Annotated in this window: 16 protein-coding genes; 11 read left to right on the top strand and 5 right to left on the bottom strand. The window is 72.8% G+C overall.

The features are described from left to right. Nucleotides 1–40: 40 nt before the first annotated feature. From ACFZ8E_RS15470 to ACFZ8E_RS15460, 3 genes are read right to left on the bottom strand one after another with little or no spacing between them, the layout of a single operon-like run. On the bottom strand, nt 41–3,217 hold the full coding sequence (locus ACFZ8E_RS15470) for an ATP-binding protein (RefSeq protein ID WP_405043190.1): 3,177 nt from the start codon (nt 3,215–3,217) through the stop codon (nt 41–43). 7 nt (nt 3,218–3,224) lie between these two features. Next, nucleotides 3,225–3,911 carry a hypothetical protein gene (locus ACFZ8E_RS15465; RefSeq protein ID WP_147729365.1) on the bottom strand — a complete coding sequence of 229 codons (687 nt, stop codon included), beginning with the start codon at nt 3,909–3,911 and terminating at the stop codon, nt 3,225–3,227. Further along, nucleotides 3,908–4,933, bottom strand: coding sequence for a DUF559 domain-containing protein (locus tag ACFZ8E_RS15460; RefSeq protein ID WP_243933818.1), 1,026 nt, complete (start codon nt 4,931–4,933; stop codon nt 3,908–3,910). Before ACFZ8E_RS15460 ends, ACFZ8E_RS15465 begins: the two co-directional genes overlap by 4 nt. A 256-nt stretch (nt 4,934–5,189) precedes the next feature. On the opposite strand from ACFZ8E_RS15460, the gene ACFZ8E_RS15455 reads away from it, so the two are divergent. Next, the gene (locus tag ACFZ8E_RS15455) at nt 5,190–6,536 is read left to right on the top strand and encodes an APC family permease (RefSeq protein WP_405043188.1); all 1,347 of its coding nucleotides are present in this window, start codon (nt 5,190–5,192) and stop codon (nt 6,534–6,536) included. 72 nt (nt 6,537–6,608) lie between these two features. Here the strand turns inward: ACFZ8E_RS15455 and ACFZ8E_RS15450 are convergent, their stop codons facing one another. After that, the gene (locus tag ACFZ8E_RS15450) at nt 6,609–7,271 is read right to left on the bottom strand and encodes an SAM-dependent methyltransferase (protein ID WP_405044389.1); all 663 of its coding nucleotides are present in this window, start codon (nt 7,269–7,271) and stop codon (nt 6,609–6,611) included. Between the two features lie 273 nt (nt 7,272–7,544). Between ACFZ8E_RS15450 and ACFZ8E_RS15445 the strand changes: the two genes are divergently transcribed. The 5 genes from ACFZ8E_RS15445 to ACFZ8E_RS15425 all read left to right on the top strand — a co-directional run bounded on the left by ACFZ8E_RS15445 (nt 7,545) and on the right by ACFZ8E_RS15425 (nt 9,640). Then, entirely contained in the window at nt 7,545–7,778 is a 234-nt protein-coding gene (locus ACFZ8E_RS15445; RefSeq protein ID WP_243933815.1) for a DUF2171 domain-containing protein, read from the top strand. A gap of 170 nt (nt 7,779–7,948) precedes the next feature. Continuing rightward, nucleotides 7,949–8,161: a hypothetical protein gene (locus tag ACFZ8E_RS15440; RefSeq protein WP_243935838.1), complete on the top strand. Its 213-nt coding sequence runs from the start codon at nt 7,949–7,951 to the stop codon at nt 8,159–8,161. A 297-nt stretch (nt 8,162–8,458) separates the two neighbouring features. Continuing rightward, the gene (locus ACFZ8E_RS15435; protein WP_405043187.1) at nt 8,459–8,734 is read left to right on the top strand and encodes a PsiF family protein; all 276 of its coding nucleotides are present in this window, start codon (nt 8,459–8,461) and stop codon (nt 8,732–8,734) included. 85 nt (nt 8,735–8,819) lie between these two features. Further along, the gene (locus ACFZ8E_RS15430; protein WP_405043186.1) at nt 8,820–9,212 is read left to right on the top strand and encodes a hypothetical protein; all 393 of its coding nucleotides are present in this window, start codon (nt 8,820–8,822) and stop codon (nt 9,210–9,212) included. Beyond that, complete coding sequence (locus tag ACFZ8E_RS15425) at nt 9,209–9,640, top strand: hypothetical protein (RefSeq protein ID WP_405043185.1); 432 nt, start codon at nt 9,209–9,211, stop codon at nt 9,638–9,640. Before ACFZ8E_RS15430 ends, ACFZ8E_RS15425 begins: the two co-directional genes overlap by 4 nt. 19 nt (nt 9,641–9,659) lie before the next feature. Here the strand turns inward: ACFZ8E_RS15425 and ACFZ8E_RS15420 are convergent, their stop codons facing one another. Beyond that, nucleotides 9,660–9,989: a hypothetical protein gene (locus tag ACFZ8E_RS15420; protein WP_243946526.1), complete on the bottom strand. Its 330-nt coding sequence runs from the start codon at nt 9,987–9,989 to the stop codon at nt 9,660–9,662. Nucleotides 9,990–10,048: 59 nt separating this feature from the next. Between ACFZ8E_RS15420 and ACFZ8E_RS15415 the strand changes: the two genes are divergently transcribed. From ACFZ8E_RS15415 to ACFZ8E_RS15395, 5 genes are all read left to right on the top strand, one after another. Next, nucleotides 10,049–11,152: an LLM class flavin-dependent oxidoreductase gene (locus tag ACFZ8E_RS15415; protein WP_147726208.1), complete on the top strand. Its 1,104-nt coding sequence runs from the start codon at nt 10,049–10,051 to the stop codon at nt 11,150–11,152. After that, nucleotides 11,152–12,087 (top strand): ABC transporter substrate-binding protein, encoded by a 936-nt coding sequence (locus ACFZ8E_RS15410; RefSeq protein ID WP_405043183.1) that lies wholly within the window; start codon nt 11,152–11,154, stop codon nt 12,085–12,087. The genes ACFZ8E_RS15415 and ACFZ8E_RS15410 overlap by 1 nt, the downstream gene beginning before the upstream one ends. Nucleotides 12,088–12,112: 25 nt before the next feature. After that, the gene (locus ACFZ8E_RS15405) at nt 12,113–12,634 is read left to right on the top strand and encodes a cupin domain-containing protein (protein WP_147726206.1); all 522 of its coding nucleotides are present in this window, start codon (nt 12,113–12,115) and stop codon (nt 12,632–12,634) included. Between the two features lie 109 nt (nt 12,635–12,743). Beyond that, nucleotides 12,744–14,111 (top strand): LLM class flavin-dependent oxidoreductase, encoded by a 1,368-nt coding sequence (locus tag ACFZ8E_RS15400; protein ID WP_405043182.1) that lies wholly within the window; start codon nt 12,744–12,746, stop codon nt 14,109–14,111. Beyond that, nucleotides 14,108–15,433, top strand: a complete 1,326-nt coding sequence (locus ACFZ8E_RS15395; RefSeq protein WP_405043181.1) for an LLM class flavin-dependent oxidoreductase — start codon at nt 14,108–14,110, stop codon at nt 15,431–15,433. The genes ACFZ8E_RS15400 and ACFZ8E_RS15395 overlap by 4 nt, the downstream gene beginning before the upstream one ends. Nucleotides 15,434–15,612 lie beyond the last annotated feature (179 nt).

Genomic DNA, 15,612 nt, shown 5'->3' with positions numbered 1-15,612 from the left:
AGGACGGACCCTCGCGCGGCGCCGGCCGGGCATCGGCGCGTCACCGCGGCGTCGCGGGGCCGGCGGCCGAGCGCCTGGCGATGTCGACGACCTGCTCGGGCGTCGGCGGGTTCGCCGGGTGGTGGCTCAGGCACAGCGGCGTCCGCAGCTTGACCGGGCGGCCGGAGCCCTCGGTGGAGAAGTAGAACTCGCCCGCTCCGAGCTTGCCGATATCCGCCGCCGTCCCGCCGCTGGCGGCCAGGATCTCCTGGGCCGCCGCGATGGTCGCGGGCGCGCTCTGCCGACCGAAGACCTGCGTCGTGCAGTTCGAGACCACCTGATTGTGGATGCCGCGCGGCACCTGCGTCGCCACGATCATGCCGAGCCCGTACTTGCGCGCCTGCGCCACCAGCTTGATGCCGCTGCCGAGGCTCAGCGCCTGCCGCTGCGCGGGCAGGAAGGTCTGCGCCTCGTCCACCACGTAGAGCAGGCCGCGCGGCGACGGGTTGCGCTTGACCCAGCCGAACAGGGCCATCTGCAGCCGGTTGACGAAATCCTCCCGGGCCGCGTCCGATCCGAGGCCGGCGAGGTTGATCACGGAGATGCGGGTGCGGTCGCCGCCGAAGAACAGGATCGCGGGATCGAGTGCCGCGCCCTCGGCCTTCAGCAGCGGGTTCGTCGCCACCGCGGCGTGGAGCTGGTCGGCCATGCCGGCGGCGAGCTTGCCGGCCTCGCGGATGCGGCTCACGTCGTCGGGCAGATCGGCCAGGAGCGCGGTGAAGGCCGCGAGGTCGCCGCCGCCGTCGGCCGCGAACTGGCGGAGCGCGTCGGCGAGGACGCCGCGTTGCAGCTCCTTCTTCGCGCCGGCGAGCGGCCCCAGCGTCTCGGCGGCCATCTCGACGGCCTGCTGGCGCTCGTCGCGGTCGTCGCCGAGGCCGCGAAAATCCGGCATCGCCGACAGGAACACCGGGTTGCCGGCATGCACCCCCGGCGTCCAGACCACGACCTCGACCCGGGCCCGGTAGACGCGGGCCTTGGCGTCGTCGTCTGCGGTGAACCGGCCCGGCCGCTCGGGCCAGGCTTCGCCGAGGCGCGACAGGTCGTTGTTGGGATCGATCACGATGGCCGGAATGCCGGCCAGCGCCGCCTCCTCGACGAGGCGGCGCAGCAGCACGGTCTTGCCCGAGCCCGAGCCGGCGATGATCGCGGTGTGGCGCGGCAGCAGCCGGATCGGCAGGGTCACGGGCTCGCCGCCCGCGCTCATGCGATGACCGATCGGGATCTCGGACGGCGCCGCATTCGCCTCCCCGTTCGGACGCGGGCGGTCCTCGCCGCGGTCGGGGCGTAGCCTCAGCGGCGCGTGACCCGCCCCCGCCGATGCGGTCTCGCGCGGCATGACGGGGGGGGCCTCCACCGCGGACGCCGGGGAGCGGCGCGGGCCGGCATCCGGCTCGCCGAGGCCGGCCCGCTGGAAGAGGGCGGTCGCGCGCACGAAGCGCCCGGCCCGGAGCCAGGCCTCGAAGCGGTCGAGCCGCCCCTCCGCCGACGCCGCATCCCGCAGGTCGCGCAACGCGACGAAGGTGCGCAGGTCGTCCTCGTCCGGGTCGATCAGCACGCCGTTGGCCGCAGTGAACAGGTCGACCAGCTGCTTGGTCTTGGCGCCGCCCGGCACCGGCCCGCGCCGGACGATCAGCAACTCCCGCCCGGGCATGCGGGCCGAGATGCCCGAGGCGGTGAGCGCCGCCCGCAGCCGAGCCTGGAAGGCGATGGCGTTCTGGTGCAGCAGCGCGCGGTAGCAGACGTGCCGCTCGCGGTCGTTCTCGTCCCGGTGGGTCAGCGTGAGGCGGCCGTGCAGCGGCGGGATCCTCTGCTCCGGCTCGCCCTTGCTCGCCACGTCGAGGGCGTTGTCCGGGTCGTCCTCCAGCGCGTAGAGGTCGAAGGCCGCGCGCAGCACCTCGGCGAGGGCGTCGTCCTCCCCGTCGAGGAGGTCGCCGATCTCGGCTCTCGCCTTCGCGCCGGCGAGGTCGAAGAGCGTCTCGGACGTGTCCCGATCCACTTTCTCGATCCGCCCCGTAAGGTCGTCGCAGAGGGAGACCCGCCCCTCCGCCAGGCAGGCGCGGCGGAAGGCGTCGCACCGCATCAGGATCGTGCGCGGCATCATCCCGGCCTCGGCGGCCGCCGCGATCGCGGCCTCGCTGTAGGGCCAGGACGGGAAGGGCGGCGTGAAGCCGGCCTCGAGGCAGGCCGGGCGCATGCGCCCGACGATCAGCGCGGCGGCGGCCGTGCGATCGCTCATCCCGCGGAGGTAGATGTCGTCCGTGAAGCGGTGCCGCGTCGCCCCCGTGGTCCGCTCGCCGAGGCGGGCCCAGGATTCCGGGAGGCAGGTCACCACGGTCATGCTGCGGTCGCAGACGGTGTGGAGCTCGAGAAGGCCGGCGCCGAGCACCTCGGCGAGGCCCGCCGCCCCGTCGAGGTCGTCCGTGGCCGCGAGCCGGCTCGCCTCGATCACGCCGTCGATCTGGTCGATGGCGATGAGCGTCGGCCCGCTCAGCGCCATGATCCAGCACATGCCGCGCACGAGGTCGATCGGGGCCGGCGGCGGCGTCTTGAAGCCCAGCGCGGCCCGCTCGCCCGGGTCGGCGTCGTAGCCCTGAAGCCACGCATGCGCGAGGCCGACGGCGCTGAAATCCTGGGAGCGCAGCAGGCACAGGGCGCGGAAGACATCGAGGTGCTTCAGCGCCCGCGCCGCGTCGACGCTCATCAGGGCCCTGACCAGCACGTCGACGATGCGGCGCGCGTCCATGTTGGGAGTGTTGAACGCGGCCTCGACCTGGGCCTCGACCTTGAACCGGCGGGCGACGCCCGCCAGCACGGCGTCCGACTGGCGGCGCCCGTCCGGCATCGCCTGGAGCAGGGCCGTGACGAAGCTGAGCGCCGCGCTGCGCCAGAAATCGGTCAGGCCGAGCACGTCGAGGGGGACGAACCAGCCGCCCTGCCGCCAGACCTCGCGGCGCAGCTGCCCGACGAGATGGGTCTTGCCGATGCCGGGCTGGCCGACGAGGGCGCGTCCCTTGGCCCGCTGGTCGGGGGTGCGCGCCTCGGCGCGGAGGTCCGCGACCAGCGCCGGCACCAGGGCCTCGTTGGGGGCGCCGGTCGGCGGCGCGTCGATCCAGATGCTGTCGAGGGTGCGGACCCAGTCGAAATCGACACGGCGCAGGGCGTCGAGGGCGTCGCTCATCGGGCGGTCACCGGATCCAGAGGATGTGGAAGGGTTCGCCGGCCGGGCTGTAGGCGGCGGCGTGCTCGGCCGGCGTGAGGGCCTTCGGGTCGCTGAACTGGCTGAGGCGGGCGGTCGCGTCCTTCCGGAGGATGGCGGCAAGGCCCGAATCCACCGTGGCGCGGTCGAGGTCGGCGAGCGCCGCGCGCAGGTCGCTGAGCCGAACGGCCTCGGCGCGGGCGCCACCGGTGAGGTCGAGATAGGCGGCCTCGATGCGCGCGCGCAGCTGGCGCGGGCCGAGGGGCCTTCCCGCCTTCGGCGCGGCCTTTCGCGGGGCCGCCGCCCGGCGCTTCGGAGCCGCCTTGGTCTCGGGAGCGGGTTCGGGCGCAGTTTCCGGCGGGGAGCCGACCAGGTCCGCCAGCGTCTGCCCGGTCGCGGCGAGGTGGCGATCGATGCGCCCGAGCCAATCCCGAAGGACGCGCAGGTTCGGCGGCAGCGGCGCCTGCAGGTTCCGCCCGGCCCAGTGCCAGCCCCGATCCGTCACCGAGAGGACGAACGACCGGCCGGCCTTCTCGACGGCGATCAGGCCCGCGGCGGCCAGGGCCTCCCGGTCCGGCTTCCTCACCGCCGGCACCAGCGTGCCTTGCGCGGCACGGCCGCAGCGCCCCAGGAGGCACCAGAGAACCAGGCTCTGCGTCGGCGTCGGCTCGCTCATCGAAACCCCTTCAGCGCTCGCGCGCGCCGCACGACGGCGCGGATCTTCTCGATCGCCAGGCCCGGATCGGCCTCCACCTGCGCGTTGGTGAGGCGCAGCACGAGATAGCCGGCGACCAGGAGTTCGTAGTCCCGGTGGCGGTCGGCGTCGAAAGCCGCCGCGGCGCGGTGCTCGGGTCCGTCGAGCTCGACCACGACGCCGCCCGCCTCCCACAGCAGGTCGACCCGGGGCACGAACCGGCCGCCGCCGAGCAGCACGCGGGCGTTGCCCTCGAACAGGCCGGCAAGGTCGGCGTCGCGCGCCAGCGCGTCCTCCATCCGCCGCTCCACGGCACTGGCAGGGTGGGCGCGGGAGCGGGCCGGGATGAAGCGCACCGCGGCGGCGACCGGCTCGCGCAGAACCTCGTACGCACCGTAGAGAACCCGGTCGAAGGGCGGCATCGGGGGCGGGGCCGCCGGCAGCGCGACGACCAAGGCGGCGCCGCAGGCGGCGCACCGCTCCAGCGCCTCGATCAGCGCGGCCGCGCGCACCGGGCTCGACGGATCGACCTCCGCGACGAGCGCGACGCCCGCCGGATCGATCGTCCGAAGCAGCTGGGCGAGCTCGAAACCCCGATCGAGATGCCGGAACCGCGGCGGGGCGCCGGCGCCCGCGCGCTTGGCCGCCGCCCTGAGCCAGGGGCGGGACACGCGCAGGTCGTCGGGCGCGGCATCGGCAGCCGCGTCGAGGCCGTGCCAGTCGGGCCACCGGGAAAGGGCGAGGTCGGCGAAGTCGTCGAGCAGGCGATCGAGCACGGCCTCGGCCGTCCGCGCCGCATCGGCTTCGAGGAACAGCACGCCCCGCTCCGCCGCGCCCGCCGCGTCGAGGGCGGCGCCGACGCCGTCGCACCCGATGCCGACCAGGACGAGCCGCTCGCCCGCCCGCAGACCCTGAATCGTCCGCCCGAGCTCGCCGAGCGGCAACCGCCGGCGCGGCGCATCCCCGCATCCGGCGGCGTCGGCGCGATCGGGGATCGTGCTCACGTCCGAAGGCTCATGCCGACGCTTCCGCCCCCGCGTTTCCGCAACCTTTCAACACGGATCGACGGCTCGGCGCTACCGGATCGTCACCGTGAGGTTGCGGACCGCCCGTGTCCCGATGTCGCGCGGCGGGTGCCTGCCGATCGGTGTCCGCATCCGCCGAGGCCGGTGCCTGCCCCTCTCCGGGCGGAACCGCGCCGTCGCGGGGCCCGAGCCCTCGCGCTTGATCGCGCGGGTCGGCGCGGCGATGATCGCGGCCATGTCCGACATCGGTGATCCGCCCGCGGCGCGAACGGCGCCGCTCGTCTCGACCCGGGCGGCGACGTCGATCGTGATCGCCGACATGGTCGGGGTCGGCGTCTTCACCAGCCTCGGCTTCCAGGTCACGGACATCACGTCCGGCTTCACGCTGCTGCTGCTGTGGTTCGTCGGCGGCGTCGTCGCTCTGTGCGGGGCGTTCAGCTACGCCGAGCTGGCGGCGATGTTTCCCCGCTCCAGCGGCGAGTACAACTTCCTCACCCGCGCCTACGGCCCCGCCTTCGGCTTCATGGCCGGCTGGCTCTCCGCGACGGTCGGGTTCGCCGCGCCGGTGGCGCTCGCGGCGATGGCGTTCGGCCAGTATGCGCAGGCGATCCTGCCGGGGACCCCGCCCTTGCCCCTCGGCCTCGCGGTCGTCTGGGGGGTGACCGCCATCCGCCTGGTCGGGGGCCGCCACGGCGATGCGATCCAGGTCGGCTTCACGCTGCTGAAGCTCGCGCTGATCGTGCTCTTCATCGTCGCGGGCTTCGCCGGCGGCGGGGGCGGGTCGACCGACTTCGCGCCGAGCGCCGCCGACCCGGGCCAGATCTTCAGCGCGAGCTTCGCGGTGAGCCTCGTCTTCGTGATGTACGCCTACACGGGCTGGAACGCGGCGACCTACATCGTCGGGGATCTGGCCGATCCGCCGCGCAGCCTGCCGCGGGCGCTGTTCGTCGGGACGGGCGTCGTGCTCGTGCTCTACGTCCCTCTGAACGCGGTGTTCCTCTACACGACACCGACCGCGGAGCTCGCCGGGCAGATCGAGGTCGCCCTGATCAGCGGGCGCCACGTGTTCGGCGAGGCGGGCGGGCGGCTCGTCGGCATCCTGATCTGCCTCGGCCTGATCCCGACGATCAGCGCCATGATGTGGATCGGGCCGAGCGTCACCGTGGCGATGGGCGAGGACGCGCCCTTGCTGCGCGTGTTCGCGCGGCGCGCCCGCACCGGCGTGCCCGTGGCCGCGACCCTGCTGCAGGCCGTCGTCGCGAGCCTGCTGCTCCTCACCCGCAGCTTCGAGGCGGTGCTGGAGTTCATCCAGTTCAGCCTGATCCTGTGCTCGTTCCTCACCGTCCTCGGCGTGATCAGGCTTCGCGTCACCCGGCCCGACCTGCCGCGGCCGGTCCGCGCCTGGGGCTATCCGGTCACGCCGCTGATCTTCCTCGGCGTCACGCTGTTCATGCTGGTCCACCTGGTCGCCTCGCGACCGCTCCAGTCGCTCGCGGGCTTCCTCTTGATGCTGGCCGGCCTGCTGCTCTTCGTCGTCGCGGACGGGCTGGCCCGGCGCAGGGACCGGACGCCGATGCGATGAGGCTGCTCCATCCCGAAGCCGATGCGTGCGACGCGAGGCCGGCCGAGGCCGCTCACCGCCCCCGAGGCGCGATCACGGCGTCGAGGCGGCACCCGGCTTGGTCGCGCGCAGCACGTCGAGCCGGTACTCGGCGGTTCGCGACTGCGCCAGCACCCGCGCGAAGCCCTTCGCACCGGCGATGAAGCCTTCGGCCGCGTCGTCGCCGGAAAGCGGGTAGTGGGTGACGCCGAGCCAGTGCACCAGCACGATGTCGGCCTCGGGCAGCACCGCGTTCTCCACCCGTGCGACGAGACGCGCGAGATCGGCCCGGTCGAGGTAGTAGGCCACCTCCGAGATCACGATCAGGTCGAACCGCCCGTCGGGCCATTGCCCCGGAACGGCGGCGAGCTGGAAGCGCGCATTCGCGCAATCGGCGCAGCGGGCGCGGGCCGCCTCGATCACGGAGGGAACCACGTCGAGCCCGACCACGGCATCGCAGCGCTGGCAGAGCTGGTGCGTGAACACCCCGATCGAGCAGCCGACATCGAGGGCGGACGCGTAGCGGGGCCGGGGCAGGGCGGCGAGCGTCGCCTGGTACTTGGCACGCTCGTAGGCGCTCGAGGCGAACTGCCAGGGATCGGCCTCGGTGGCGTACATGCCCTTGAAGTAGTCGGTGTCGAGGGACTTCGCGCGCCGGCCCGTCTCCGTCACAGCCGGCCCTCCCGCCTCGCTCTCCGCACCCGCGGCGGCCGTCATCCCGAGCAGCGTGCCGGCGACGACGCCGCCCCCGGATCGCAGCAGGCTCCGGCGTGACGGTCGCTTGCAGTCGCGCACGATGAACCTCACCCCGTCCGTAGGCCTGTGATGAGCGCAACCGCATCCGCCCGGGACAGTTCCGCCGGAGCCAGCCCGCGTCAGGACGGCCCGATCGACAGCTCATGCCCGATCGACGGCCTGTGCCGGGAGCGTGAACGAGGAACATCGACGCGGCGCATCCCGTTGAGACAGCCGTATTATGGGAGAAAACGCATGGTCGACGTCGCGCAGATCAAGGAACACGCCGAGGTCGTCGGCTCGGACGGAGCCCACGTCGGCACGGTCGATCACGTCGACAAGGGCGAGATCAAGCTGACGAAGAAGGACGCGGCCGCCGGGGGCCTGCACCACTACATCCCGGTCGACTTCGTCCAGGCGGTGGAGGGCGACACCGTCCGCCTCGACCGGCCGGCCGAGGAGGTCAAGCGCGAGTGGTCGACGTCCTGACCCCATGGGATCCGCGGCGCCTGGGCGTCGCGTTCCGTCCCCGCACAGGCCCGAACGCGGTGTCCACGGCGTTCGGCGCAACGGGCGACGAGCCCCCGGCCAACCGCTGCCGGGCTCCGTCATCGTCTCCGATGAGCGACCGGGAATGGCATCAACCGTGTTGAGCTGCAATGTCCGATGACGATGCCGAGGCGTTTCTGCGCGAAGTCCGCGCGGCGCTCGCCACCGCTCGCCCCGAGGAACCGTCCCTCGACAGCCTGCAGCGCCTGATGACCTGGCTGCAGACCACCGAGATGGAGGAAGCCCCGCCCGAGGCCGGCCGCGACGGCACTGAGGACGGGAAGGACGGCGAGGGCGCCGTCCCCGAAGTCTCGGAGCCGTGATAGACGATCCGGACGGAAGGGCCGGCCCAAGCGTCGCGCCAGGCCCGGGGAGGCGACCCTGCCCGAGGGGGCAGGCAGGGCCGCCGCAGCGGATCGGGCAGATCTGCTGGCTGCCGAGGCAGTCAAGGCATGGTGCGGCAGACAGGTTGCCGAAGAATGACCGAGCGGCGCCCGAAACGGCGTTCGAATCCGACCGGAGTCGCAGAACCCGCGCAAACGCGTCGATCAACGATCCGTGTGGGGCGGAACGCCGGGCTGGGCGGATCCGTTTCAGCCGCCTCACGGGAGCCTACCATCATGAAGCTCGGTCTCGCCGCCTCGCTGGTCGCCAGCAGCCTTCTCCTCGTCGCCCCCGCACGTGCGCAGGGCACGGCGAACGCGCCCGGCGCGGTGCCGGGGTCGGCGGCCACCGCACCGGCGGCCAATCCCACGGCACCGGGGAGCAAGCCCGCGGCGCCGAAGGCGGATCGCACCGTGCGATCGAAGGAATGCTCGATGCAGGCCGACAAGCAGGGCCTGCACGGCAAGGCGCGCAAGGCCTTCCGGAATTCGTGCAAGCACGGCCGATCCTGATCCGGTCGTCCGGCGCGCCGCCTTGATCCCGCTCTCGCCGACCGTGCGTCCGCGACGTCGGCCCATCGGTGATGAGGTCGGCCGGATGCGGCTGTCCCTCCTCGGTGCCTGCATCCTGCTCGCCCTCGGCGGCTGCCAGGATCCGAAGCCCGGCCCCGCCGGCCCGGTCGGGCCGAAGGGCGATACCGGCCCGCCCGGCCCCCGAGGGGACGCGGGCCTCACCGGCGCCACCGGGCAGCGCGGCGCGACCGGCGACAGGGGCGAGCCCGGTCCCGTCGGCCCCGCCCTCGACGGCCTGGTGCGGCAGGACGTGCTCTGCCGGCGCGACGAGATCCTGATCGGCGCCTATTGCCAAGGCTACGCGGTGCTTCCCTCGGTCACGATCACCGACGGCATCGCCACCGTCGGATGCATGGATCTGCAGTCCAAGCCCGCCAAGAACGCCCGACCGGTCGCGACCTGCCTGAAGAAGCCATGAGCGACCTCCAGTTCTGGCTCTTCCTCGCGGTCGCCATCCCCATCCTGCTCCTGCCGGCCGGGATCGCGGCTTGGAAAGGACGCAACCTCTGGCCCGTCATCGCCCTGAGCCTCGTGTTCTGGCCGGGCGCGCTGGGTTTGGCCCTGCGGACCAGGGGCGGTGACGGCGCTGACCGGTACTGCCGTGCATGCCCCCGGCATCGAGCGGACGACGCCGTTGCGCACCATGCGCCGCGATGGTCCGCGGCGCCCTACCGGATGATTTGCCTGCCGGCCGATGCGGACGATGCTGGCGGACCCGGGATCACCGAGCCGCGGTCGCGCTCGCGGATGAAGCCGGCGACCGCCTCCGATTGTAGCGGCATCGAGAGGCGCTCGATGTGCGGGTCGTGCGCGAGCGCCTGCGTCGTCGCCCGCACGTTGGCGTAGGGGTTGCCCTCGGGGCGCTTCAGTAGGAAGGCGCGCGTCGATCGATGACGGCATCGAGTTCACGCATCCGTTCGCGAGACGGCGAGGGTTCGGTGCCGCTCCCGATGTTGCCGATGATGTCGCGGGATCGGACGAAGGACAGAAGGTCAGGAGCCTTTTGAAGAGTAGAATATAGTTCGCCAGCGGCCCCAGATCGGAGATCGTCTTTCTGGCTCGCCGTCTGCATTAAAAATTCCCTCTCGTTGACTTCGGGCGAGGCCGGGCGGATTTTTCGCAGCCCTTCCCGGTCCCGTCCGGCAGGCGTCGGACGCGCGTCCTCGCTCGGGTCGACCGCTTCGGGCGGCTGCACGCGCCATCGCGGCGCGCGGCACCCCGGCCTTCGAACGCCCGAGCGATCAGGAGAGTCCCATGAGCCATCTCCCGCCCGATGCCGTCGAGTTCATCGGCTTCGCGGCTCCTCGCCTGACCTCCGAGATCCATCCGGCGGAGGGTCCGGCGATCGACCGGGACTACCTCGACCGCCTCGCTCAGGCGCACGAGGCCGGCGGCTTCGACCGCATCCTCGTCGCCGCCTACTCGACGGCGCCGGACGCCCTGCTGATCGCGTCCCGGATCGCGGCGGTGACGCGACGGATCGGGCTGATGATCGCCCATCGCACCGGCTTCACCGCGCCGACGGTGGCCGCCCGGCAATTCGCGACGCTCGACCAGCTCACCGGCGGCCGCATCGCCATCCACGCGATCAGCGGCGGCGACGATCGGGACCTGGCACGCGACGGCGATCACCTGAGCAAGGACGAGCGCTACGCCAGGACGCGGGAATTCCTCGACGTCGCGCGCCTGTCCTGGACCGCGGAAACGCCGTTCGACTATGCCGGCAGCTTCTACCAGGTCGAGCAGGGGTTCTCGGAGGTGAAGCCGGTGCGGGCCGACGGCATCCCGGTGTTCTTCGGCGGCGCCTCGCCGGCGGCGCTCGACGTGGCCGGGCGCCATGCCGACACCTACGCCCTCTGGGGCGAGACGCTGGATCAGGTCCGCGACCTCATCGCCCGCGTCCGCGCCGCGGCGGCTCCCTACGGCCGGAATCCGCGCTTCAGCCTGTCGTTCCGGCCGATCCTCGCCGACACGGAGGCGGCGGCCTGGACGCGGGCCGAGGCGATCCTCGCCAGGACCAAGGCTTTGCGCGCGGCCAGGGGCCTCGGCCCCGCGGCGACCCCGCAGAACGAGGGCGCGCGAAGGCTCCTCGCGGCGGCCGCGAGCGGCACCCGCCTGGACAAGCGCCTCTACACGGCGATCGCCGCCGAGACCGGCGCGGCCGGCAATTCCACCGCGCTCGTCGGCACGCCCGATCAGGTCGCCGAGGCGCTGCTCGACTATCACGACCTCGGCGTGCGCACCTTCCTGATCCGCGGCTTCGATCCGCTGGAGGATGCGATCGGCTACGGTCGCGACCTGCTGCCGGCCTTCCGCGCGCAGCTCGCCAACCGCTCCGCCACCGCGGACGCCGCCTGATGCGCGCGCTTCTGACGGTTCTCGCGCTCCTCGTTGCCCTGGTCCCCGCCCGGGCCGAGGACGTCCTCCGGGTCGGCGACCAGCGCGGCAACGCACGCGCGCTGATGGAGGCCGCCGGCGTCCTCGACGGGCTGCCCTACCGGCTGGCCTGGAGCGAGTTCCCGGCCGCCGCCCCGTTGCTCGAGGCCCTGAACGCCGGCGCGATCGATGCCGGCGGCGTCGGCGACGCGCCCTTCACCTTCGCCGCCGCCGCGGGCGTTCCGGTCAAGGCCTTCCTCGCCTTCCGGAACCGCCAGGACGGGCTCGCGATCCTGGCGGCGGCGGATTCGCCGATCCGCACGGTCGCCGATCTCAAGGGCAGGCGCATCGCGACGAACCGCGGCTCGATCGGGCATCAGGTGGTGCTCGCGGCCCTGGAGGAGGCCGGGCTGCCGGCCGATGCCGTCACCCTGAGCTTCCTGCCGCCGGCCGACGCCAAGATCGCCCTGGCCTCGGGCAGCGTCGACGCCTGGGCGACCTGGGAGCCCTACACCTCCACCGCCGAGCTCGCGGGCCTGGTCCGTGTCGTGCGCGACGGCAACGGCATCACGCCAGGCCTCAGCTTCGCCGTGGCGAGCGACGCCGCGCTGAAGGGCAAGCGCGCGCTGCTCGCCAATTTCGGGGAGCGGCTCGCGCGGGCCCGGGCCTGGGCGCTCGCCGACCCCGCCCCCTACGCGAAGGTCTGGTCGAAGCTCATCGGCCTGCCGGAGGCGGTGCCGCTGCGCTGGTTCGGCCGGGCGCAGTACCGCAACGTCCCGATCGACGAGGCCGTCATCGCCGACGAGCAGGCCAACATCGACCTCTACGTGCGCGCAGGCCTGATCCCGAAGGCGCGCGCGCCGCGGGCCGAGGCGATCTTCGACACGGGATTCCCGCAACCGGCTGCGTTACGCTGATCGGCCGACGAGCAGGATTCGAGCGATGCACGATCACCACGACGACCCGCACGACCACCCGCACGCCCAGGCCGAGCCGGGTCCGGGCGCCGAGCGCTGGAAGCACGACGGCGTCCGGGTGATCCCCGGCGACAGGCTCGACGCCAACACGGCGCAGACGCCGGGCATGTTCCGGCAGGCGGCGATCAACCATGCCCGCGTCGGCGCGCAGAAGATCTGGGCCGGCACCGTGGCGATCGAGCCCGACGCCAAGACCGGGGTGCACCATCACGGCGCGCTGGAGAGCGTGATCTTCGTGCTGTCGGGGCGCGCCCGGATGCGCTGGGGCGACCGGCTCGAATACGTCGCCGAAGCGGGCCCCGGCGACTTCATCTTCGTGCCGCCCTACGTGCCGCATCAGGAGATCAACGCCTCGCCCGACGAGACGCTGCAATGCGTGCTCGTGCGCTCTGACAACGAGGCGGTGGTGGTCAACATCCCAGAGGTCGAGCCGGTGGAGCGGCCCGAGACCGTCCACTGGATCGATCCGATCCACAAGCATCCTTGAGGCCCGGCGCCGCGAGTGCTGAAACGGCGCAGGTCGCGGCGCGTTCTGCAATGCGGGCACCCGAGAGGCCCAGCGCGACATTCACCATCGGCCGGCGGGGCGGGACACCTTGAGACAGGACACGATGCGCCTCGGCGCGTTCTTCTACGCCACCGGCCACCACGTGGCGGGCTGGCGCCACCCGTCGAGCGAGGGCGACGGCGGCCTCAACCTCGAGCGCTATGTCGGCTGGGCGCAGCGGGCCGAGGCGGCGAAGTTCGACCTCGTCTTCCTCGAGGACGGCTCCGGCATCCGCGACTCGAACCTGCGCTCGAGCGAGCGGACCGCGCGCTCGGCGCATTTCGAGCCGGTGACGCTGCTGTCGGCGCTGGCCGCCGTCACCAGCCGGATCGGGCTCGTCGCGACCACCTCGACCAGCTTCAACGAGCCCTACAACGTCGCCCGGCGCTTCGCCTCGCTCGACCACCTCAGCGGCGGCCGGGCCGGCTGGAACCTCGTGACCTCCACGACCGACGCCGAGGCCGCCAATTTCGGCGAGGCCGGCATCGCCCGCCACGGCGACCGCTACGCCCGGGCCGAGGAGTTCGTCGACGTGGTGCTGGGCCTGTGGAACACCTGGGACGACGGCGCCGTCGTCATCGATCGCGCCAGCGGCCAGTTCTCGAAGCCGGACGGCTTCCGCCCGCTGAACCATCGCGGCACGCATTTCGAGGTGCGCGGACCGCTCAACATCGCGCGCACGCCGCAGGGCCAGCCGGTGGTGGTGCAGGCGGGCTCGTCGGGGCCGGGCAAGGATTTGGCGGCCCGCACCGCCGAGGTCGTGTTCACCGCCAACCAGACGCTCGCGGAAGCGGTCGAGTTCGCCGGCGACCTCAAGGCGCGCCTGCCGCGGTTCGGCCGCGAGCCCGGCGACCTCAAGGTCATGCCGGGCCTGTTTCCCGTCGTCGGGCGCAGCGAGGCGGAGGCGCGGGCCAAGTTCGAGGCGCTGCAGGACCTGATCGACCCGGTGGTGGGCCTCGCCCTGCTCGAGCGGATGGTCGGCGGCTTCGACCTCTCCGGGTTCGATCCCGACGGCCCGGTGCCGGAGCTGCCGGAGGCCGAGGGCGCCAAGTCGCGCCAGCAGCTGATGTTCGACCTCGCCCGCCGGGAGGGGCTGACCCTGCGCCAGCTCTACCTGCGGATCGCCGGGGCGCGGGGCCACTCGCAGATCGTCGGCACGCCCATGCAGATCGCCGACGAGATGGAGGCCCGCTTCCGCGCCGGCGGCGCCGACGGCTTCAACATCATGCCCGCGACCCTGCCCGGCGGCCTCGACGACTTCATCGAGCTGGTCCTGCCGGAGCTGCGCCGGCGCGGCCTCGTCCGGACGGAGTACGAGGGCCGCACGCTGCGCGGGCATCTCGGCACGCGTCCGCCCGCGGGCTTCGGCCCGGCGGCGCCGTCCGGCTCGGGCAGCGGCACGAAGGAGGGACGATGAGCCGGGACCGACGCCTGCATCTCGGGGCGTTCATGCGCCCGCTCGGCATCCATACCGCCTGGTGGCGCTATCCCGGCGGGTACCCGGACGCCAACTTCAACCTCGAGCATCTCGTCCACTTCGCCCGCCGGCTGGAGGCGGCGAAGTTCGACGCCTTCTTCATGGCCGACCATCTCGCGGTGATGAACATGCCGCCGCCGGCCTTGCGCCGCTCGGCCACCGTGACCTCGTTCGATCCGCTGACCCTGCTGCCGGCGCTCGCCATGGTCACCGAGCGCATCGGGCTGATCGCCACCGCCTCGACGACCTACAACGAGCCCTACCACGTCGCCCGCAAGTTCGCCTCGCTCGACCACATCTCGAAGGGCCGCGCCGGCTGGAACCTCGTCACCTCGGGCAATCCCGACGAGGCGCACAACTTCGGCCGCGACGCGCATGTCGAGCACGCCACCCGCTACGCCCGCGCCCGCGAGTTCTTCGACGTGGTGACCGGCCTCTGGGACTCGTTCGCCGACGACGCCTTCCGCATGGACCCCGAGAGCGGGCTGTTCTTCGACCCCGACAGGATGCACGTCCTCGATCACCGCGGCGCGTTCCTGAAGGTGAAGGGCCCCCTCAACGTCGCCCGGCCGGTGCAGGGCTGGCCGGTGATCGTGCAGGCCGGCGCCTCCGAAGCCGGACGGCAGATCGCCGCCGAGACCGCCGAGGTGGTGTTCGGGTCGAGCTCCACCCTGGAGGCGGGCCAGTCGTTCTACGCCGACGTGAAGGGACGCATGCCGGCGCTCGGCCGAGACCCGGACCACCTCAAGATCCTGCCCGGCGCCTTCGTGGTGCTGGGCGGGACCGAGGACGAGGCCAGGGCCAAGAAGGCGCGGCTCGACGAGCTCGTCCATCCCGACAGCGGGCTCGCCAACCTCTCGGTGCGCCTCGGCGTAGACGCCTCGGGCTTCGCCCTCGACGCGCCGCTGCCCGAGATCCCCGAGACCAACGCGAGCAAGAGCGGGCAGGCACAGATCGTCGACTGCGCCCGCAGGACCGGCGCGACGGTGCGGGAGCTGGCGCGCAAGGTCGGCGGCTACGGCGGCCTTCAGATGGTCGGGACCGCGGCACAGGTCGCCGACCGGATGGAGGAGTGGCTCGACGGCCGGGCCTGCGACGGCTTCAACGTGATGTTCCCCTTCGTGCCGGAAGGCCTCGACGACGTGGTCGACCGGCTGGTGCCGGAACTGCAGCGCCGCGACCTGTTCCGCCGGGACTACGAGGGGACGACCCTGCGCGACCATCTCGGCCTGCCGCGCCCGGGCAACCGCTTCTTCGCCTGAGGGGGCCCCCGGCAGACGATCCATCCCGGCACGCCCGTGCTTCGGTCCGAGGCTGATCGAAGCGCCGGGCAGCACCGCACGCCCGGATCGCCTCGACAAACCGGACGAAACGCCGTCAGATCGGCGCTCGAGAACCGCGCGGGGTCCCAGGTCGCACGCTAGAAGGAGCGACCGGCGAA

This window comes from Methylobacterium sp. HMF5984, assembly GCF_045033435.1.
In the GTDB taxonomy this organism is placed as follows: Bacteria; Pseudomonadota; Alphaproteobacteria; order Rhizobiales; family Beijerinckiaceae; genus Methylobacterium.
This window is presented reverse-complemented; position numbering and strand designations above follow the sequence as displayed.